The organism is Aeromonas sp. 130281 (assembly GCF_056642115.1).
Map to the genome: position 1 here is coordinate 362335 of NZ_JBWVQS010000005.1, position 19162 is coordinate 381496.

The 19162-nt window shown below is 59.5% G+C and carries 18 protein-coding genes and 5 tRNA genes; 19 read left to right on the forward strand and 4 right to left on the reverse strand.

Annotated elements, in window-relative coordinates:
* Positions 1–203: 203 nt before the first annotated feature.
* Positions 204–680, reverse strand: coding sequence for a glutathione peroxidase (locus AC1IN8_RS15480; protein ID WP_342058394.1), 477 nt, complete (start codon positions 678–680; stop codon positions 204–206).
* 209 nt (positions 681–889) lie between these two features.
* Here AC1IN8_RS15480 and AC1IN8_RS15485 point away from each other — a divergent pair, with 209 nt between their 5' ends.
* The 8 genes from AC1IN8_RS15485 to AC1IN8_RS15520 all read left to right on the forward strand — a co-directional run bounded on the left by AC1IN8_RS15485 (position 890) and on the right by AC1IN8_RS15520 (position 9553).
* Positions 890–1498 (forward strand): 2OG-Fe(II) oxygenase, encoded by a 609-nt coding sequence (locus tag AC1IN8_RS15485; protein WP_479759495.1) that lies wholly within the window; start codon positions 890–892, stop codon positions 1496–1498.
* 534 nt (positions 1499–2032) lie between these two features.
* Positions 2033–3253, forward strand: coding sequence for a hypothetical protein (locus AC1IN8_RS15490; protein WP_479759497.1), 1221 nt, complete (start codon positions 2033–2035; stop codon positions 3251–3253).
* Positions 3254–5266: 2013 nt separating this feature from the next.
* Positions 5267–5950, forward strand: coding sequence for a Rha family transcriptional regulator (locus AC1IN8_RS15495; RefSeq protein WP_479759499.1), 684 nt, complete (start codon positions 5267–5269; stop codon positions 5948–5950).
* A gap of 293 nt (positions 5951–6243) precedes the next feature.
* Positions 6244–6573 (forward strand): hypothetical protein, encoded by a 330-nt coding sequence (locus AC1IN8_RS15500; RefSeq protein WP_479759501.1) that lies wholly within the window; start codon positions 6244–6246, stop codon positions 6571–6573.
* A complete protein-coding gene (locus tag AC1IN8_RS15505) occupies positions 6570–6986 on the forward strand; it encodes a hypothetical protein (protein WP_479759503.1) in 417 nt (138 codons plus the stop codon). The genes AC1IN8_RS15500 and AC1IN8_RS15505 overlap by 4 nt, the downstream gene beginning before the upstream one ends.
* 172 nt (positions 6987–7158) lie before the next feature.
* Positions 7159–8235 carry a hypothetical protein gene (locus tag AC1IN8_RS15510; protein WP_479759504.1) on the forward strand — a complete coding sequence of 359 codons (1077 nt, stop codon included), beginning with the start codon at positions 7159–7161 and terminating at the stop codon, positions 8233–8235.
* 97 nt (positions 8236–8332) lie between these two features.
* Positions 8333–8482 (forward strand): hypothetical protein, encoded by a 150-nt coding sequence (locus AC1IN8_RS15515; RefSeq protein WP_252377120.1) that lies wholly within the window; start codon positions 8333–8335, stop codon positions 8480–8482.
* Between the two features lie 84 nt (positions 8483–8566).
* Positions 8567–9553, forward strand: a complete 987-nt coding sequence (locus AC1IN8_RS15520) for a D-alanine--D-alanine ligase (RefSeq protein WP_429159713.1) — start codon at positions 8567–8569, stop codon at positions 9551–9553.
* Between the two features lie 76 nt (positions 9554–9629).
* Here AC1IN8_RS15520 and AC1IN8_RS15525 read toward each other — a convergent pair whose 3' ends face one another.
* Positions 9630–10058, reverse strand: a complete 429-nt coding sequence (locus AC1IN8_RS15525; protein WP_139434326.1) for a VOC family protein — start codon at positions 10056–10058, stop codon at positions 9630–9632.
* A gap of 182 nt (positions 10059–10240) precedes the next feature.
* Between AC1IN8_RS15525 and AC1IN8_RS15530 the strand changes: the two genes are divergently transcribed.
* Both AC1IN8_RS15530 and AC1IN8_RS15535 read left to right on the forward strand, forming a co-directional pair.
* Complete coding sequence (locus tag AC1IN8_RS15530; RefSeq protein ID WP_479759506.1) at positions 10241–11026, forward strand: tRNA-uridine aminocarboxypropyltransferase; 786 nt, start codon at positions 10241–10243, stop codon at positions 11024–11026.
* Positions 11027–11480: 454 nt separating this feature from the next.
* The gene (locus AC1IN8_RS15535) at positions 11481–12260 is read left to right on the forward strand and encodes a TSUP family transporter (protein WP_202045833.1); all 780 of its coding nucleotides are present in this window, start codon (positions 11481–11483) and stop codon (positions 12258–12260) included.
* 1 nt (position 12261) lies between these two features.
* Here the strand turns inward: AC1IN8_RS15535 and AC1IN8_RS15540 are convergent, their stop codons facing one another.
* Together AC1IN8_RS15540 and AC1IN8_RS15545 are read right to left on the reverse strand one after the other, a co-directional pair.
* Positions 12262–13203: a LysR family transcriptional regulator gene (locus AC1IN8_RS15540; RefSeq protein WP_479759508.1), complete on the reverse strand. Its 942-nt coding sequence runs from the start codon at positions 13201–13203 to the stop codon at positions 12262–12264.
* A gap of 52 nt (positions 13204–13255) precedes the next feature.
* Positions 13256–14173, reverse strand: coding sequence for a DMT family transporter (locus AC1IN8_RS15545; RefSeq protein WP_162519118.1), 918 nt, complete (start codon positions 14171–14173; stop codon positions 13256–13258).
* A gap of 157 nt (positions 14174–14330) precedes the next feature.
* On the opposite strand from AC1IN8_RS15545, the gene AC1IN8_RS15550 reads away from it, so the two are divergent.
* From AC1IN8_RS15550 to AC1IN8_RS15590, 9 genes are all read left to right on the forward strand, one after another.
* The gene (locus tag AC1IN8_RS15550) at positions 14331–15218 is read left to right on the forward strand and encodes a helix-turn-helix domain-containing protein (RefSeq protein ID WP_479759510.1); all 888 of its coding nucleotides are present in this window, start codon (positions 14331–14333) and stop codon (positions 15216–15218) included.
* A 62-nt stretch (positions 15219–15280) separates the two neighbouring features.
* Positions 15281–15403 carry a hypothetical protein gene (locus AC1IN8_RS15555; protein WP_262110571.1) on the forward strand — a complete coding sequence of 41 codons (123 nt, stop codon included), beginning with the start codon at positions 15281–15283 and terminating at the stop codon, positions 15401–15403.
* A 76-nt stretch (positions 15404–15479) separates the two neighbouring features.
* Complete coding sequence (locus AC1IN8_RS15560) at positions 15480–17114, forward strand: ATP-dependent endonuclease (RefSeq protein WP_139434331.1); 1635 nt, start codon at positions 15480–15482, stop codon at positions 17112–17114.
* A 103-nt stretch (positions 17115–17217) separates the two neighbouring features.
* Positions 17218–17937: a hypothetical protein gene (locus tag AC1IN8_RS15565; RefSeq protein ID WP_247626030.1), complete on the forward strand. Its 720-nt coding sequence runs from the start codon at positions 17218–17220 to the stop codon at positions 17935–17937.
* Positions 17938–18206: 269 nt separating this feature from the next.
* A tRNA-Met gene (locus AC1IN8_RS15570) sits at positions 18207–18283 on the forward strand.
* A 95-nt stretch (positions 18284–18378) separates the two neighbouring features.
* Positions 18379–18455, forward strand: a tRNA-Met gene (locus AC1IN8_RS15575).
* A gap of 109 nt (positions 18456–18564) precedes the next feature.
* Positions 18565–18641 (forward strand) — tRNA-Met (locus AC1IN8_RS15580).
* A gap of 110 nt (positions 18642–18751) precedes the next feature.
* A tRNA-Met gene (locus AC1IN8_RS15585) sits at positions 18752–18828 on the forward strand.
* 110 nt (positions 18829–18938) lie between these two features.
* Positions 18939–19015 (forward strand) — tRNA-Met (locus AC1IN8_RS15590).
* Positions 19016–19162 lie beyond the last annotated feature (147 nt).

Consider the following 19162-nt stretch of genomic DNA (forward strand, 5'->3'; position numbering starts at 1 on the left):
GAAGAAGGTGGGTAGCGGGTCAGGGCACGGCCTGATCCCCTCAGGCCCATCCCGCGGGCGCTACGACACGAAAAAGATAATGGGCGCGTAATATAGCAGAAGTGACGCAGGCACGCAGTATCGGCATCACGAATGAGGACTCGGGGCACAAAGGGGGCCTGCCGCGCCGATGGGAGAGGGGCCAGGGCCGTCCGTCGCCCGGCTCACAGCAGCCCCTGGATGGCCCCCGCCAGATCCTCGGGTTTGGTCTGGGGGGCGAAGCGGTCCACCACCCGGCCCTCCCGATCAAGCAGGAACTTGGTGAAGTTCCACTTGATGGCCTCGCTCCCGAGCAGCCCGGGCTTTTGCTGCTTGAGCCAGCGATAGAAGGGGTGGGCCTGCTCGCCGTTGACCTCGCACTTGGCCATCAGGGGGAAGCTCACCGGGTAATCGATGGCGCAGAACCTGGCTATCTCCTCGGCATCGCCAGGCTCCTGGTGGCCGAACTGATCGCAGGGGAAGCCCAGGATCACCAGTCCCGCCGGGCCAAACTGGCGATGAAGCGCCTCCAGCCCGGTGTATTGGGGGGTAAAGCCGCAGCGGCTGGCCACGTTGACCACCAGCAGGACCTTCCCTTGCAGGGCGTCACCGGGAAACTCGCTGCCATCGAGTCGTTGCAGGGGAATTGTGGGCAAGGGCATGGCGCTCTCCTGAGTCATGGATGCAGAGGGAGACCCGTTTCGGGCCTTGTTTTCACGTTAGCGGGCCAGGGGCGGCGGGGCAAGGGGAAATCGGCGCCCGGGGACAGGCCCTTATTGATGGCGGGACTTCTCAAGAGAAGCAATCCGGTTTGTGCCAAGGGGGGGAAGTCGCTACAAAGCGCACTCTCTCCACTCGCTGCGAGTCAATCTTGGACTATCAAGCCGTCATGGATGCCATTTACACCCGGGGATGGGTGATTGTGGATGATTTCTTAACCGCCGCCGAGGTGGATGCCTTGCGGGCCTGCCTGCCGGGGGAGTGGCAACCTGCAGGGATTGGGCGGGAGGGGCTGCATCAGGGCAACCCTGAGATCCGCCGTGATCAGATCCACTGGCTGGATCCCGACCTGGGCGCCCCCGTGGCCGACTATCTGGCCCGCATGGAGTCCCTGCGTCTGGCGGCCAATCGCAACCTGATGCTGGGGCTGTTCGACTACGAGGCCCACTTCGCCCGCTACCGCCGGGGCGACTTCTATGCGACCCACCGCGACGCCTTTGCCGGGCGCTCCAACCGCCGTCTCACCTCGGTGTTCTACTTGAACAACGGCTGGCAGCCCCAGGCGGGGGGCGTACTGCGGGTCTATGACAACGACGAGCAGTTTCTGATGGATGTCTCCCCCAAGGGGGGGCGGCTGGTGCTCTTCCTGTCGGAGGAGTTTCCCCACGAGGTGCTGCCCGCGAGCGAGGAGCGTTACAGCATCGCCGGCTGGTTTAGGGTCAATGGCAATGGCGCCGGGCGGGTCGATCCTCCTCGCTGAGTCCGTTTCGTCCCGTTTTTGACACATGCGCCGCTTTTTACGGGCCAGGATGGGGGGATGGCGCCCCCATCGGCTGACAAGGCTTCCTCTCCCTTGCTACACTGGCCGCACTTATGTTCGTATCTGGCTTCGCCCGTTGTTTGGTGCGCAGGTTGCGCAGCCGGATTTTCCCCGGCCATGACGAAGCCGCTTCTCCCAAGGGATCACATCTAATGAAGAGGCCGAAATATGCAGCCGAATCAAGCAGATGTGCAACCTTCGATACGCCCTTCAAGGGTCTGCATTGACGTTACAACTCGTAGTTCAACTGGGCGTTCATTCGTCCGGCTGCGGACATCTGGACGGCTAAATTCTTGGTCTGGTACACTGGCCTTACCCGCTGGGGAAGACCCCGAGGAAGTCCGCAAGTTCGTAAACGAGAAGGTAAAGCCAGTGTTCAATTCATACTCCCATCTGATAGCCCCTTCTAAGTGGGACGCAATGTCATACCTTCAGCGTCTGATGCTTCAGCGAGGCTGGGGAGAGGAACGGGCATTGGCTGTCATGATTGAGCTTGAACAGAAGGCCATGAGAGGCCCCGAGCCGAAGACTGTAAGGGATTGGCGCTATGTCATGTCCGAGACGTTAAAACCTTACGGTGAAGCGTTAGAGCCTGTACAAGAAGAGCTGACAGAGGCTGCTGCTACCAGCATTAGACCTGAAGAGGTGGCCCCTGTTACCAGTGTTAAGCCGACGCCTATTGCCAGTGACAATACCTCCATAACGGTCTCCGAGGCGTACAGCCGCTTCATCACCTTGAAGTCTGGCCCTGCTGGGGACTGGAAGAGTAGCACCGAGTCCACACACCGAGCGAACCTCCGCAAGGTTGAATCTCTGGGTCTGGGCACATTGGCCGTTGAGTGTCTAACTAGAAGTGACCTCGAAGAGGCTCGCCTTGTCATGATTGATAGCGGTATGCGGTCAGGGGCCATCAATAATGTGTTCCGTTACCTCCGACAAGCTATCAATGATTGCGCTATTGCATACGCTGCTGACCATGACTGGGATTGGCAACGCACCAGACAGACCCTAGCTGACTTTAAGCCTATGAAGGATACAGCCGCAAAGGTTGCCCGCCATTGGTCACAAGAAGCCTGTCAGAGAGCTGACAAGGCGTTATCTGAGGGGCTGGACGGGGAGTTATCCGCCAAATCCACGGGGAGCCGTCAGGCGCTTCAAAGAGGAGCCCTCTGGCATTTGAGGTTAGCCCTTGCGACTGGGGCCAGAAAGTCAGAGCTTGAAGAGCTGCGCAAGGATGACATTCAGATTGACCCTGAGTCAGGTAAGGTAGCATTGCATATTAGGGGAACGAAGACTGAAGCAGCAGACCGCTTTATCCCGCTTGTAGATGGCCTGCTTGGTTTCCCCTTAGGGGTGTTCCTAGAGTTCATCAAGACGCTGCCAAACGGCGATTCAAGCGTGATTCATGGACGTTCAATCGCAGGTCTGACCCAAGACATCCTAGAGGGGTACACCTTGGCAGACGGTACAGGTTTAACTGTCCATGGTCTTCGGCATACCTTCGCAAGCAACATCACCGCAATGGGCATCGACTCCAAATCATTCGATACGCTCATGGGCCACGGAGGGTCAGACGATAGGTCATTGCAGAAGCGATACAGTACGGCAGCCTTTGAGCTAGCCCGCAAGGACTGGCTGACGTTACACGATAAGCTGACCGAGGTGATGACCGGAAAGCCAGCCTTTATGGTGTGATGTTCTCGATTAGAAAATTATCAGAAATTTATGAGACCCCATGTAATTGTATACAGCAGCGGGAATACCCCCATATACCCTTCAAGCTCATGCACTTAGCGCGTTTCTATGTGAAATTGGTAGGGTCTATACCTTGCCAGCTTTCAAGATTTCACGCAGCAGCGCGAAGAGTTCTCATTTAGATATACCAAGCACAACCAAAGAGCTGTATTCCTAAGTAGAACCGCGAAGCTGCAAGGGGTGGTGACCCAGCGATGGCCCGTTGGTGTCATGATTAGGTCCATCACACGGGTCGTATATTGAGGCCAATTGCTGTTCAATACTGTTTGCTGCCTGTGTGTCCCTATCTGTATTTATAAATGTGCTTTATGTACAATATTCTTCATACCCGATTCGTACAGTTGGTATTCAGCATTGTTGCACTAAGGTGCGCGACCAAATGACTCTCTGTGTCTTTAAATAAGGATGATAATGCCCATGAGCACAAAAGGCGTGACTTTCTCGAATCACCATTCCCGAGATAGCTCCTCGAATGTCACCACTAAATTGGTTCGTAAGTCTGTTTTAATGATTGGTTTGGTAGCTGCTTCAGTGTTCACTACGGGTTGTACCTCAAGCCGTATTGTGTCAGGACCTAACGGGGAGCGCATGGTAATAGCGGAGTGTAATGGAGGGGTAAATTCGATGGCTGATTGCTATCAGGAAATCGCCGAGCAATGCCCCAAAGGCTACACCATCATGACCGGAAACCAAGAAGCAACGCCGGGGAGTTACATGTATACGGATGCTTGGGGTAATCTCCAGGCTCAGTCATACACGGCAACAAAACGTAGCCTTATAGGGGTCTGTAAGTAGGAGTTCCGATAGGTGTGTCACGACGCGATGAAGAATAGAATAATACTGACTCTAGCCCTAAGCGTTAATATGATGGCAACGGCCTCTGTACTCCCCTCGGGTGCAGTTCCCTTGAGCCCACAAGAAGTTGAGTCTCTGGGTTTGGATCAGGTGGAGAGTCTGCCGAGAGAGGCAGTAGGAACCATCGTTGAAGCCTCGCGATGGCGTGAAGGGGAAACTAAAGAGGAGCGTCAGGAGCGTTACCGTAGAATGCAGAAGGCTCTTGACCAATACAATGCGATAATGATGGATATGACCGCAGAGCGTGGCAATTGAGTCGATTAATGGCTAAAGACAGTAATAAGTGAATTAACCCTCACTATAGGGAGAGGTACACAAAGCGCCTCTCTCTCTAAGTATCATGACCACCATCCATCCATCCACACACAGAGCAGCCCTTGGGGATAATCACCCTAAGTTCGCCTGCCACTGGTGACCACGTAACGCTAGCGACTTCAGCTAGCCATAGACACCTGAAAGAGTAGGCCGGGAGGCTGCTTGGGGAGGGACTACCTGTCTATCGGATTGATTCCATTAACGTACTCTTTGGGCCTCAGGCACCCATCACAGAGGAGTTGAATATGACGCTATGTAATATTGGCGTAAGTGGGAGACCACGATAGCGATAATAAGGTTGATTGGCTACAGGCCAGACCTTGTTAAATACATTGAGTTAAAAGCATCTGGTTTGAGCTTAAAGACAAAATTGAGGGTTTGACCAGATAGATTGGCTGAGGTTTTAGATGGATTAATATTATAATTAATATCCATCAAGACAAGGAATAACACCTTGGTAAAGACTTAATGTTTCAACTCTCGATATGAGCAAAGGGTCTCAATATCAGGTCTCTACTTCCTGATTTCCACTCCGATAAACCCGCCTGTGTCAACCGATTTAATAAACCCTCACCTTAGGGAGACAGAGAGAAAACTTTCCTGTCCGACAGCCTGTCCTGCCCTTTCCGGTCTACTGCCATTGACCTACGAACTACCACACTCAGCCGCTTATTGTCGGTGTCTTCTTGTCTTGCCTGTTCGGTTGCCGTGATGTGCGGTGCTGAGGGCTGGACGGGAGGCAGCTTGACAAGAGGGCATCCACAATAAGGAGAAATACATCATATGAATATCAATCTGTCAGACATCCTGTCTACTATCCGATTCAATCAGGGTCATATGCCGACCCATGAATTAGCGATGATGCTGGGCAAGAGACACGATAACCTTGTGCGCACCCTTGAGGCTCAGATTCCAGATTGGCCCCTCAATGTGAGGAGCCAAAAAGTTGAGACATTCAGCGGCAAAGGTCGCGCCCAGACATATGACTCATATCTACTCAACGAGCGCCAAGCCGTAGCCCTTGCGATGTCTTATGACATGCAGCTTGGGATGATGGTCTGGGATGGCTTCAAGGCTGCCCTAGAGGTAGTCGATGCGGTCAACGCTGGGGAGTCCCAAGAGACCATCGCTGAGAAGGCTGATGATGCGACATTCGAGGTACTATTCAAATCCACTGTGACCCACGTATGTGGTAAAGTCTGCGTCAATACCCTGACCAAGCCCAAGCGTGAGCGTATCACCCGATTGATGAAGATGGTCACGGTTCAGATGGGAGGCATTCAAGCGGCCCTCAGCAATATCTTCGAGTTCCACAAGTTGTTTGCCGTTCAGGCTAAGCTCGATGGTCTCCCGCTATACCGCAATTATGACGATAAAGCCCTCGAAGTAATCGATAAATCTGTGCTTGAAGACCGCCGTGAGGCTGAGCGTAAACGTGATGCGCTTAATGTCTTCTCCAGCTGGTGAACATTGAAGAGTTTAGCGGCCACCAGAATTTTCTGGGCGCTGAATCTGAATATCTTGGAGGTGCCGGAAATTTTTCCGTGACCTCTTCCGAGCATCTGCAAATTTGCAGAAGGTCACTAATCCCACCTATCCCCAAAATTTAAAACACATCCCGATTGACCCGTAAGTCCGCTGATTAAGTTCAGAGGCAGGGTCATATCTACGTATTTCACCAGTCCCAGTCTGCAAATTTGCAGTCTCGGCAATGACCAATCACCATTTAACCAATCACACGCACAAAAGGAGAACCTAATATGACCGCCACCAACGTTAATAACCCAATGTCTGCCCGCACCAAGCCGCGCTTTATTGAAACCGTCCGTCTCATCCGTAAGCAACAAGATATTTTAGAGGCCAAGGGTGACCCTATTTCCCTGAGCGTCTTCGATAAGCTCGAATCCATTATGAACGGAACCCGAGGTATTCGCTTTACAGCTCAAGAGCGAGGCCGTCAGGAAATGGCATTCGTCATGGCAAAGCACCAGCTCAAAGCAGAAGACGCTGAAGCCAACTGGGAACGTTACGAGACCTGTGTCCACCTGACCAATACCTACCAGCGTGAACAGAAGGAGGCCACCGTATGATTACCTTCAACGAGAAGACCCAAGCCGTGACCTTGTGCGGCCAAGCGTTCACCCTCGAATACTTTCAGCGGGTCCAAGCACCTCTGCTTGTTGATGCCCTTTACTGGTCCGCTGGGACCTTAGTCAACTGGATGGAAGCTGAAGGTATCCCTCTCGGTCAGTTCGCCCGTATGCCCAAGGTGCAGAACTTCTTGGTCGGACGGGAAGACGAACGACAAGCAGCCGAGAAGGCCCGCAAAGAGGCCGAGTACCGCGAATGGTACAACAGCCCCGAACAGGTGGCCCAACGTGCCCGAGACGCTGAGGCACTGCATCAAGCCCGTCTAAAGCACTCGCAAGAGATGCGCCGTGGTCGTAACACCCGGCCCCGTGGTGGTGATGTCGATTTCGCACCGACCATCATGTTCGATTAATGGCTATCAACTACCGCAGCCGAGCTGTAAGCAACTCGAAGGTGGGACGCAATGTCCTGCCTTACAAGACCCCGAAGTATCAGCCCAAAGCACACCCCCAAGCAGTAGCGCTAGCTACGCCACACAACCCGCCCACTACCACCAACAGTAACCACAAAGGAGACCAACAATTATGACTATTCGTGCCGCTTATAACCCTTCCGAGCTTTCCCTTGATTCCATGGTCAACGAGAACGCCCTTCGCGTAACCGTGACTGACATCAACGCCGAGGTGCCATACCGTAACCGTATTGAGACCGACAACGAGTCTGCTATTGAGCTGACCAATACAGGGGCCTCCAGCGTCTACTTGAAATGTCTAGGCGATAATCTGAACACCATGTTGAACTCTGGGGAATGGGCCGCAGCAATCTCCGAAGAATCCCACTTTCGTGTCCACCGTGCAGGCGATGAACCTACCCCGATTGTGGTGCCGACCATGGCAAATCGTACCCTGACCGTTAACATGAAAGACCCTTATAACAACACTATTCCGGCTAAGCTGACAGTCCGCCAAGGTGAAACCGTTCGGTCTAAACCTGTGGAAGACTCCCTGATGATTTCCCTTTGTCTGGAGCGTTTCGACAGTGAGGTTGACGGGGTAATCACAGCAAATACCATGCGGTCAGAAATCGCGTCTATCGCGGAGCAGTTGGACACAGTGGTGACCGAGGGCATTATCAAGACTCTGGTCGAGCACAAGAACAACGCCAAATACCTGTCTAAGCAGAAGGTAGCCCTCAAGGCTGGTCAATCGTTCGCTGAACGTCAGGAAGCCATTGAAGACGCTATTGACCATGCACAGATTATTGGTAAGCAGTTCGGTAACGAGCTATCGGACTTCACCATTGGGTTTAACGCTCAGACCATGCGAGACCTGCAACGAGCTGCCCGCCGTGCTGGTGCTGCTGACGTATCCGCTTACCTTGGCTGTGACGTCTATTCCTTCAACGGTACCCCTTCCGATGGTGAAGACATTCAGATGGTTGTAGCCCCACGCCGATACTGTGCGGTCTCATTCCGTGAACAAGCCGATGGCACCATCTTCGATATCATCGTGAGCCGTCAGGCGACTACTCAGTCCACTACTTTGGAAATCATGGGTGTGGCTGACCTGCTGGTTGCCGGTTTCACCAAGGCAAAGACCGAAGATGGTACTGACGTTGAGGTAACCCTGCCGTTGGTGCAGGTCTATACCGCAGAGTCCTGATTGATAGCCCTTAACGTTGCCGCTTCGCAAGAGGCGGCTCTTTTAAGTGTTATGTAATAACATTTCCCAAAACCCTATAAATAAAGGAGGTAGCCAGATGTCTAAAACCAAGGAGGTACTTATTGCCCTCGTTAAGTCCAAGCCTCTATACGCCCTGTTGGCTACGCTGCTGACCACTCTAGGGATGACCCAAGGCGAGGCCGTTGCGGGACACTTGCAGGCGCTTATGGTGCATATGGTGCCCTGATAGCCTAGGCTAGTATTCTTGACACCAAGAAGGCACCAGCGTAGCATTTTAGAGACACCCCCAAATCACCAAAACTCTAATCTAATGAAGAACATGCATGTCTTGCTGCTGTGCGGCGGCGGTGGCGCCGAGCACGAAGTCTCTCTGCGCAGTGCCAATTTCCTCGAACAACAGCTCGGTCTTTTGCCTGGGGTCGAAGTGACCCGGGTCGAGATGTTTGCCGACCGCTGGCTCAGTGCCGACGGCCGCGAGTGCAAGCTGGGTCTGGACAAGCTGCTCTCCTTTGACAGCGTGGCCCGTCCGGTGGACTACGTGGTGCCCTGCATCCACGGCTATCCGGGTGAGACCGGCGATCTGCAATCCTTCCTCGAGCTGGCGGGCCTGCCCTATCTGGGGTGCGATGCCGAGGCGAGCAAGATCTGCTTCAACAAGATCAGCACCAAGCTGTGGCTCTCCGCCATCGGCATTCCCAACACCCCCTATCTGTTTTTGACCGAGCAGGGCGACGAGGCGCTCGCCGAGGCGAGAGCCGCGCTGACCAAGTGGGGCAAGGTGTTTATCAAGGCGGCCTCGCAAGGGTCATCCGTGGGCTGCTACTCCGCCAGCAACGAGGCGGAGCTGGTGCAGGGGATCAAGGATGCCTTCGGTTACTCCGAGCAGGTGCTGATCGAGAAGGCGGTCAAGCCCCGCGAGCTGGAAGTGGCTGTCTACCAGTACGGTGACGAGCTGGTGGCCACCTATCCCGGGGAGATCTGTGTGCCCCAGGACAAGTTCTACACCTATGAGGAGAAGTACAGCAGTGCCAGCCACACCGAGACGGCGCTCAAGGCCGAAGGCTTGACCCAGGCCCAGTCTGACGCCATCCATGCCTACTCCCTCAAGGCCTTCCGCCAGCTGAAGTTGACCCATCTGTCGCGCATCGACTTCTTCCTGACCGAGGATGGCGAGATACTGCTGAACGAGATCAACACCTTCCCGGGCATGACCTCCATCTCCATGTTCCCGAAATTGCTGGAGCATCACGGTCACAGCTTCGCGGCCTTCCTCGAGCAGAACCTGCGCCCCGTCTGAGGGGGCCGACAAGGCGTGTCAACAAGCGAGGGGCCCAAGGGCCCCTCTGTCGTTTCTGCGGTGTTGTATATGGCCCTCAGGGTTGCTGGCAATCCCCGGGAAAGGGAGTGAACAGCCAGATGTGCGCCCCTTGCGGATCGGCGATGAGCGCCATGCGCCCGACGGTGGGGATGTCCATGGCGGGCACCACCAGGCTGCCGCCATGTTGGGTCACCCTGGCGAGCCTGGCGTCCACGTCATCGACCGCTATGTAGGTCGCCCAGTGGGGCGGCACACCAGCCATCTGGGGGTTGTCCCGGGTGGACTGCACCCCGGCCACCGGTCGGCCGTTGACCACCAGCATGGGGTAGTTGCCCCCCTCCATCTCCATGAGCTGACTCTCCCAGCCGAGCACCTCGGCGTAGAAGCGGATCCCGGCCTCGCCGTCCGGCACATAGAGCTCGTGCCAGGTAAAGGTGGATCCTTCGGCCAGGGCGTGCTCTCTGGCCATGTCTGGTTCTGCCATCTTGTCCTCCTTGTCCCATCGGCCTTCCCGTGCGTGGGATGATGGGATGAGGACCAAGTATAGAGCGGCGCGTCGGGCCTGTGCGTCTGGCTGGGGAGATGCCGCACACCTTGCTCCCGGCAGACCCGCCCGCTACAATCTGCCCCCTTTTTCCCGCAGACCCTGTCGCCGAGCCGCGCCCCATGAAGCCCATCCCCGATCATGCCGTCAATCGCCTGCGCATCTGGCGCAAGAGCATCTCAACCCGTCCCTTTCTCGCCCGTGGCGGCAGCGTGCCCCGCTGCGAGGCCTGCCAGCTGCGTCATGCCTGGTGTGCCTGCGAGTGGCGCCCCGAGCTCAAGGCCGAGGCGGGTTTCTGCCTGCTGATGTATGACAGCGAGCCCATGAAGCCGTCCAACACCGGCCGTCTCATCGCCGACGTCTTGCCCCAGACCACCTGGGCCTTTCTCTGGAAGCGCACCCAGCCCCATCCCGAGCTGCTGGCCCTGCTGGCGGATCCCGCCTGGCAGCCCTATGTGGTGTTCCCCGCCTGCGAGAAGAACCCGGCCCGGGTGACCGAGCAGGTGGCCCTGGCCCCCGGCAAGAAGCCGCTCTTCATCCTGCTGGACGGCACCTGGCCCGAGGCGCGCAAGATGTTCAACATGAGCCCCTATCTGGATGGCTTCCCCGTGCTGTCGGTGCGGCCGGATGCGCTCTCCACCTATGGCATGCGGGTCGCCCACTGCGATGAGCACCTGTGCACCGCCGAGGTGGCGGCCTGTGTGCTGGAGGTGGCCGGGGAGCTGCAGGCAGGGCAGGCGCTGCAGCACTGGTTCAATTTATTTAGCAGCCGCTATATGGCGGGTCGGGTCAGCCGGGCCCCTGGCGAGGACGAGACCTCGCTGTTACAGGCCCTGGAGGCGATCAAGGGGGAGGTTGCCGAGTCTGCCGCTGATCGGGACGAGGCCAGCGTGGCAACGCTGGTTTAACCGGTTAGGCTGCACGGCGAGGGCAGGGGACAGGCATCATAGGACAAGCTGATCGCCCCAAGTGCCGCACCAGTGATCGGGAATGGGTGGGATCGGATTCACCGCTTGCCACTGTTTCGTTAGCTTTCGCAGCCGATGCCAAGGTGGCGACCTATTGATGAAAATCAGGAATTGGATAGATCGCCTGCCACTGCGCCGTTCGCTTTGGCAGCCGATGGCAAGGCAGTGGCATCATTGATGAAAATCAGGAATTGGATCGATCGCCTGCCACTGCGCCGTTCGCTTTGGCAGCCGATGGCAAGGCAGTGGCATCATTGATGAAAATCAGGAATCAATTGGCTGCCATCGTTTCGTTAGCCTCATGAGCCCGCCCCCGTTAGGATAGCGACCTGCATTGTGCTCAAACAGGACACCCGGGATTGCCGCGGGTGGCCGCATCACACGAGGTTTATGGATGGAACTGGAACTGCTCACCCTGGTTGCCCTGTTCGGGGTCGCCCTCATCGCCGGCTTTATCGACGCCATCGCCGGAGGCGGCGGCCTGCTGACGGTGCCGGCCCTGCTTGCCACCGGCATGCCGCCCGCCCTGGTGCTCGGCACCAACAAGTTGCAGAGCAGTTTTGGCTCCTTCTCCGCCACCTGGTTCTACGCCCGCAAGGGGCTGCTGGAGTGGGCTATCATCTGGCCGGCGGTCATCTGCACTTTCATCGGGGCAGCCATCGGCAGCCTGGCGGTGCAGACCATAGACGCCGCCATCCTGGAGCGCCTGCTGCCCTTCCTGCTGATGGCGTTCGCCTGCTACTTCTACTTCTCCCCCAGGGTGAGCGATGCGGAGAGCCAGCGCCGCCTCACCCCCATGCTGTTCGCCCTGCTGGTGGGGGGCGGGGTCGGTTTCTATGACGGCTTCTTCGGCCCAGGCACAGGCTCCTTCTTTGCCATCGGCTTCGTGGCCCTGGCGGGCTTTGGCATGGCCAGGGCCACAGCCCACACCAAGCTGCTCAACTTCACCTCCAACATCGCCTCCCTGCTGTTCTTCGCCCTCGGCGGCAAGGTGGTGTGGAGCGTGGGCCTGTGCATGGCGCTGGGTCAGTTCATCGGGGCCCGCTTCGGCTCCAAGCTGGTGTTGATCAAGGGGGTCAAGCTCATCAAGCCGCTGCTGGTGACCGTCTCCCTGCTGATGTCCGCCAAGCTGGTGTGGAGCCAGTACCCCGAGCTGTTCAGCTGGCTGGTCTGAGTCAGCGCTGGCCTTGGCTCACCCGGGCGAAGTGGGCCCGGATCTCCTCGACCAGTCGCTGGATCCGCAGCCGCTTGAGGCTGCTCGGCCGATAGACCAGGTGCAGCGGACGCGCCAGCCCCGGCAGGGCGCGCGCCCGTTTCCCCTGATCCCCCACCAGGGCCAGCAGACCGGCCGGCAGCAGCACTGGGCCTATGCCCGCCTTGGCCAGCTCGATCAGCGCCAGGTAGGAGTCGAGCTCCATGGCCGGCACCAGCCCGAGCGCGGCCAGGGGATCCCGCAGATAGCGATTGGAGGGGTTCTCCAGATCCATGGTCAGGATCTTGCACAGCGTCTCCTGCACCCGGGTTTCCTCACCCGGATCTCTTGGCGTCAACGGCCTGCCACTCGCCCCGTCTGGCGAGGCGCCTCTGTGATCCGGCTGCGGCGGCTCCTCCTGATCGTCCCCCACCAGATAGAAGGGCTCCTCCAGCAGCAGCTCGGCGCACAGGCCGTGGCCGGGGGGCAGGCGGCCGGCGCAGATGCCGAGCAGAGCATCGCCACCGCGCACCCGCGTCAGGATCACCGGGGTGTGGTGAGTGGAGAGGGCCAGGTGGGGATCCCGGCCAAGGTAGTCGTGCATGAAGCGGGCGAGGTAGCCCGCCAGCAGGGTCTCTGAGCAGGCGACGGGCAGGGGGGTCTGGTCGGTGAGGGTCTGGCTGTCTGCCAGCACCCCCTTCATCTCGGCCAGGCTCGGGGCCACCCGGGCGAGCAGCTCCCGGGCCTGGGGGGTGAGGCGAGTCTGGCGGCCATCCGGCTCGATGAGCCGCTTGCCAAGGCGCTGCTCCAGCTGGGTGATGCGCTTGCTCACCGCCGACTGGCTGATATAGAGGCGGCTCGCGACCTTGGCCATGGTGCCCTCGCTCGCCAGCAGGCAGAGTGTCTCCAGCCCTTCCAGTAACATGCTTCCTCCGTTCAACCGCTGTTGGGAGGGCTTACCTTAGGGGCTGCCGGCATCAGGGGCAAGTACCGTTTGTAGCCCTCGATAACGGCCAGCGCCACGCCCTGACGGGCGGGGCGAAGATCACCAGGTTGCCGACCAGGCTCACCACCACACCGACGATGGAGACCGTCTGCCAGACGAAGCCCTCATAGAGGGTGGAGAGGCTCAGCGCCACCAGAGGAAACAGCACGGTGGCATAGGCGGCCTTGCTGGCGCCGATGCGCCCCACCAGGGTGAGGTAGGCGGTGAAGGCGATGACGGAGCCGAAGATGGCCAGGTAGACCATGGCCGCGAGGTAGCGGGGCTCGGTCGGCAGGGTCAGGGACTGACCGAGCACCATGACCCAGCCCAGCAGCAGCGCCACCCCGTACACCATGCCCCAGGGCACCATCTGCAACACCTGATAGCCCTGACGCTGGCCACGGGCAGAGACAAGGTTCCCGAGGGAGAAGCAGAGGGTGCCGCCGCAGGCGAATAGCAGCCCCTTCCAGCCGTTTGCACCCAGTTGCGCATCCGCCAGCACGGGCCAGAACAGCAGCAGTGTGCCCATGAGCCCCAGCAGCGACCCCTGCAACCAGCGCAGGCCCGGGCGCTTGCCCTCGAACAGCCAGAGGTTGAGGCCGTTGAAGATGCTGGCGCTGGCGAAGATCACCGCCGACAGGCCGCTCGGTATATAGAGGGTGGCGTGGTAGAAGCAGAGAAAGTTGGTGGAGAAGAGCAGGGCACCGAGCAGGGCCGCATAACGCTGGCCCGCCCAGGGCAGGCGCGGGAACTTGCCGCTTAACGTGAGCAGGGCAAAGAGCGCCAGCGCCGCCAGGGCGAAGCGATAGAGCACAGAGACCTCGATGGGAATGGGGCCGAGCTGCCAGGCGATGGCGATCCAGGTGCTGCCCCAGATGAGGACGGTGGAAACATACAGCAGGAGATTCATAAGCGGATCCGATGAAAAGGGGAGTGACATGGGGATCAGCATGGGCCTGATGGCCCGCCCTGGCTTGCACCATCTTGCGGTTTTTTGTGGCCGGCAGCAGCGCTTGGCGAGCAGCCGCGATAAGATGATGGCACGGGAACAAGGATGAGGCAGACAGGTGCAGCAGAGACGACAGGCGGGGGTGTTCGATGCCCTGGTCAGCACGGGGGCGCGGCTGGAGGACTCCTGCTGGCTGGAGCCCGGGCTCGGGGTGGCCAGTTGGCGCAACCGCTACGATCAGACCCGCTACCACAAGCCGGGTCACCACACCATCAGCGTCTATCTGCAGGGGGGCGAGCAGACCGAGCGCCTCGACGGTCCCGGCGGCCACGGCGGCACCGGCAAGGTGTGCATCATGCCGGATCACCACAGATCCGAATGGCTGGTGCGCGAGGAGTTTCGCTTCTTCCACCTCTACTTTACCCCTGAGCACCTCTGCCGCATCGCCGAACAGGTGTGCGACAAGGAGGGGCGCCACCTGGTGTTGCAGGACAAGACCTTCATCGAGGATCCCCAGGCTGCGGCCCTGGTGCAGGCACAGCTGATGAAGCTGGACTGGCAGCACGGGGTCGATCGCATGGCGCTCTCCCACGGCGCCTGGATGTTGATGCTCCATGCCTATCGCCACCATACCCGGGAGGCGCCTGGGCTCCCCGAGGTGCGGGGCGGCCTGGCTCCCGCGGTGATCCGGCGGGTACAGGAGTATCTGCTGGTCCACCTGGCCGAGCCCGTCACCTTGAGCGAGCTCGCCCGGGAGGCGGGCCTGAGCGAATATCACTTCGCCCGCATGTTCGGCCAGAGCCTGGGTTGCCCGCCCCACCGCTACCTGCAGGGGCTGCGGCTCCAGCGGGCCAAGCAGTTGCTGGCGGGAAGCGATCCCCTGGCCAGCATCGCCGCCCAGTGCGGCTTCTCCTCCCAGGCCCATTTTGGCAATCGCTTTCGGGAGGCCTTCGGCCTGAGCCCGGGGCAGTGGCGGGCCCAATTGTCATTCTCCTGTCACAGATAACGCTGAGACTCTGGGTAAAAGAGGTGTACCCTCTACCACTTACCCATAAAAAGGAATGCCCATTGAATCATCGCAAACGTCAGACCCGCACCCGCCACCTCTGGTTCAGCCACTGGAATGCCCCTCAGGATCGCGCCTGCCTGCCCACCCCTCCCGAACCCGTAGTGCCTCACAGTTCCCGCTGAAAACCCCAAGACCCGATAGGATTTTTCCGGCAACTTTGCCACTATTGCGCCATCAGGATGGACTGGATATGGCCGCATGTTTCTGGAACGCATTGAAGTCAAAGGTTTTCGCGGGATAAATCGGCTCTCGCTCGGGCTGGATCACACCACGGTGCTCATCGGTGAGAATGCCTGGGGCAAGTCCAGCCTGCTGCGCGCCCTCTGGTGCCTGCTGGGGGATGCCGAACCCTATCAATTCAGTCGCGATGATTTCCATCAGCCCGAAGATCCCGAGCTGAGCCCGTCGCGCACCCTGCAACTGGTGCTCACCTTCAGCGAGTACCGTCCCCAGATGTGCCAGCACTCCCGCCGATTGGCGCGCCTCGGCGCGGCCTGGATCCCCCACAGGGACAAGTTCCACCGTATTCACTACCGTGCCAGTGCCGAGCTGCTGGACGATGGCAGCGTGCAGAGCACCCATGACTTTCTCGACGGCATCGGCAAGAGCCTGACCATCGACAACAACGAAGAGCTGGTGCGCCTGCTCATCACCATGAACCCCGTGTTCCGGCTGCGGGATGCCCGTACCGCCCGGGACGGCATAGAGCGGCTGCCCTGGGACGATCTCTCCGAGCAGCGGCTCGGGGAGCTCGCCGGCAAGCTGACCGACGAGCCCCAGCGCATCGGCGAACCCGAGCTGAAAGAGGCGCTGCAGGCGGTGCAGCAGTTGATGGAGCACTACTTCAGCGCCCTGGCCCCCATCAAGCACAAGCCCCGCAGCCAGCGGGAAATCGTCAATCGCCCCATGACCCTGCGCAACCCCGGCAACTTGCAGGTGCTGCTGCGCAATGCGGACAACCGGGCCCTGCAACTGGCCATGGCAGGCATGGCCGCCATGCTGCTCCATGCCCGCGGCAACCGCGAGCTGGAGGAGGGGGCCAGGCCCATACTGATGCTGGAAGATCCCGAGAGCCGTCTGCACCCCACCATGCTGGCGCTGGCCTGGGGCCTGCTCGAGCAGTTGCCCGGCCAGAAGCTGCTCACCACCAACTCGGGGGATCTGCTCTCTTCCCTGCCGCTCAATCAGGTGCGCCGCCTGGTGCGCCGCCAGCATGACATCCTCTGCCACCAGTTGGGGGGGGAGCGTTACAGCAGCGACGACTTGCGCAAAATTGCCTTCCACGTGCGGATCAACAGGCCCATGTCGATGTTTGCCCGCTGCTGGTTGCTGGTGGAGGGGGAGACAGAGATCTGGCTGCTCTCCGAGCTCGCCCAGATCTGCGGTTACAGCCTGCGGGCGGAAGGGGTGCGCATCATAGAATTTGCCCAGTGCGGTCAGGCCCCCCTCATCAAGGTGGCCCGGGACTTCGGCATAGAGTGGCACCTGCTCACCGACGGCGACGAGGCGGGCGCCAAGTACGCGAGCTCCGCCCGCTCCTTGCTCAAGGGGGAGAGGGAGCGGGACAGGATCACCCAGCTGCCCTCGGCGGACATAGAGCACTACCTCTACCAGAACGGATTCGAGGCGGTGTTCAGGCGGGAGGCCGGGGTCGGGGGGCGCTCCACCCTCAACGCCGGACGCATCATTGCCAAGGCCATCCATCACCGCAGCAAGCCCGGCCTGGCCCTGGCCGTGGTGGAGGAGGCGGAGCGCCTTGGCAGCGAACACATTCCTCCCATGCTCAAGCAGATGTTCTCGCGGGTGGTCGCCCTGGCTCGCGGGCAGAGCTAGTCTCGCAGGCGTTGGGGATGGGGGCGGGTTTGGGTATACTCGCCCCTTGTTTTTTGTTGCCGGGGCCCCTTGGCCCTGTCCTCTGTTTGCTGCCGGAGACCCTATGTTCGTCCAACTTCCTTTTTGGCTCTTTTCCCTGACCGGCCTGATGGCCCTGGGGGCCCTGATCGCGCTCGGGATCGTCTTGTGGCGCGGGGATCTCTGCCCGGGCCAGCGCTCGCGGATCACCAACCAGCTCTTCTCCATCTGGGTGATCACCGGCCTCTCCCTGATGCTGGGGATCGAAGCCGGGGTGACCGGCTGGCTTCCCTGGTGCGGGGGCGCCGCCCTGATCCTGGGGATAGGGCTCTCCCTGGCCCAGTCGCGCCTCGAGGGCAAGCGCGCCATCCCCGCCACTCTGCTGTGGCTGCCGGCCATGCCGCTCGCCCTCTATGGCCTGGGCCTGCTGCAGATCCAGGGCTGGCTGAACGGTGTGCTGCAGATGGTGCTGCTGGGCTCGGCCTTCGCCCACCTGATGCTGCTGCGTGCCCGCCACCGCCTGCAGGCATTCAACCTGCTGCTGCCGCTGGCGGGGCTGCTGGCCGCCATGCTGAGCCTGATCTGGCTGGCGGTGCTGGTGAGCGGGCAGGACAATGGCGCCGGGCTGGATGCCCTGATCCCCGGGGTGCTGACCCAGGCGGGCTTGCTCATCGCCGCCCTGCTGCTCTGGTTCAGCCCCATCTACCGGCAGCAGGAGACGGCCCCCGTGGTGCTCTCCGTGACCCTGTGCGGTCTCATCATCGCCCAGATAGCGGCGACCAGCGTGCTGCACCAGCTGGCCTGAGTCGCACAGTGGCAAGTCTGGGAGCAAGCCCGCGCCTGTATAGACGCGGGCTTTTTCATACATATAGAGAGGGGAATGGCACGCCGGATCCGGCAGCGCCACCTTGGCAGGCGAGGGCAGTGAGCGGCAAGGAAAGCACCTAGTTGACTGAAAAAACTACGGTTTGTTGCAAAAGAACACAGGATGTGATGGTTTAATCCCCGAATAAACTTTTTTTAGGATAATTACTTGCAATCTCAGCGTTGGAGCCTATTATTGGCCCCCTCAGACGCGGGGTGGAGCAGCTCGGTAGCTCGTCGGGCTCATAACCCGAAGGTCGTCGGTTCAAATCCGGCCCCCGCAACCATCTGAGTGTCGACATCGACAACACCCAGAGGGTGATAGCTGATGAAGACGATTCGAACTGGCTACTGCTCGGCCACTTCGGAAAAAAAATACGGACGCGGGGTGGAGCAGCTCGGTAGCTCGTCGGGCTCATAACCCGAAGGTCGTCAGTTCAAATCTGGCCCCCGCAACCAACTATTTGTCCTCATGGCTCGGTCTGTACCGCAGCGGTGAGACGAAGACGCAAGCTGCCACTGCTCGGCAACTTGCGGGCAAGGTCCGGCAACGGACACACAATTCGGACGCGGGGTGGAGCAGCTCGGTAGCTCGTCGGGCTCATAACCCGAAGGTCGTCAGTTCAAATCTGGCCCCCGCAACCAACTATTTGTCCTCATGGCTCGGTCTTGTACCGCAGCGGTGAGACGAAGACGCAAGCTGCTACTGCTCGGCAACTTGCGGGCAAGGTCTGGCAACGGACACACAATTCGGACGCGGGGTGGAGCAGCTCGGTAGCTCGTCGGGCTCATAACCCGAAGGTCGTCGGTTCAAATCCGGCCCCCGCAACCAACCATTTGTTCTCATGGCTCGGTCTTGTACCGCAGCGGTGAGACGAAGACGCAAGCTGCTACTGCTCGGCAACTTGCGGGCAAGGTCCGGCAACGGACACACAATTCGGACGCGGGGTGGAGCAGCTCGGTAGCTCGTCGGGCTCATAACCCGAAGGTCGTCGGTTCAAATCCGGCCCCCGCAACCAACCATTTGTTCTCATGGCTCGGTCTTGTACCGCAGCGGTGAGACGAAGACGCAAGCTGCTACTGCTCGGCAACTTGCGGGCAAGGTCCGGCAACGGACACACAATTCGGACGCGGGGTGGAGCAGCTCGGTAGCTCGTCGGGCTCAT

What these genes read in the sequence shown, in the direction of transcription:
- AC1IN8_RS15525 (WP_139434326.1), bottom strand. Translation starts at nt 10,058, where the DNA reads ATGGCAGAACCAGACATGGCCAGAGAGCACGCCCTGGCCGAAGGATCC.
- AC1IN8_RS15515 (WP_252377120.1), top strand. Translation starts at nt 8,333, where the DNA reads ATGTCTAAAACCAAGGAGGTACTTATTGCCCTCGTTAAGTCCAAGCCT.
- AC1IN8_RS15500 (WP_479759501.1), top strand. Translation starts at nt 6,244, where the DNA reads ATGACCGCCACCAACGTTAATAACCCAATGTCTGCCCGCACCAAGCCG.
- AC1IN8_RS15535 (WP_202045833.1), top strand. Translation starts at nt 11,481, where the DNA reads ATGGAACTGGAACTGCTCACCCTGGTTGCCCTGTTCGGGGTCGCCCTC.
- AC1IN8_RS15480 (WP_342058394.1), bottom strand. Translation starts at nt 680, where the DNA reads ATGCCCTTGCCCACAATTCCCCTGCAACGACTCGATGGCAGCGAGTTT.
- AC1IN8_RS15495 (WP_479759499.1), top strand. Translation starts at nt 5,267, where the DNA reads ATGAATATCAATCTGTCAGACATCCTGTCTACTATCCGATTCAATCAG.
- AC1IN8_RS15565 (WP_247626030.1), top strand. Translation starts at nt 17,218, where the DNA reads ATGTTCGTCCAACTTCCTTTTTGGCTCTTTTCCCTGACCGGCCTGATG.
- AC1IN8_RS15530 (WP_479759506.1), top strand. Translation starts at nt 10,241, where the DNA reads ATGAAGCCCATCCCCGATCATGCCGTCAATCGCCTGCGCATCTGGCGC.
- AC1IN8_RS15560 (WP_139434331.1), top strand. Translation starts at nt 15,480, where the DNA reads ATGTTTCTGGAACGCATTGAAGTCAAAGGTTTTCGCGGGATAAATCGG.
- AC1IN8_RS15545 (WP_162519118.1), bottom strand. Translation starts at nt 14,173, where the DNA reads ATGAATCTCCTGCTGTATGTTTCCACCGTCCTCATCTGGGGCAGCACC.
- AC1IN8_RS15540 (WP_479759508.1), bottom strand. Translation starts at nt 13,203, where the DNA reads ATGTTACTGGAAGGGCTGGAGACACTCTGCCTGCTGGCGAGCGAGGGC.
- AC1IN8_RS15505 (WP_479759503.1), top strand. Translation starts at nt 6,570, where the DNA reads ATGATTACCTTCAACGAGAAGACCCAAGCCGTGACCTTGTGCGGCCAA.
- AC1IN8_RS15520 (WP_429159713.1), top strand. Translation starts at nt 8,567, where the DNA reads ATGAAGAACATGCATGTCTTGCTGCTGTGCGGCGGCGGTGGCGCCGAG.
- AC1IN8_RS15510 (WP_479759504.1), top strand. Translation starts at nt 7,159, where the DNA reads ATGACTATTCGTGCCGCTTATAACCCTTCCGAGCTTTCCCTTGATTCC.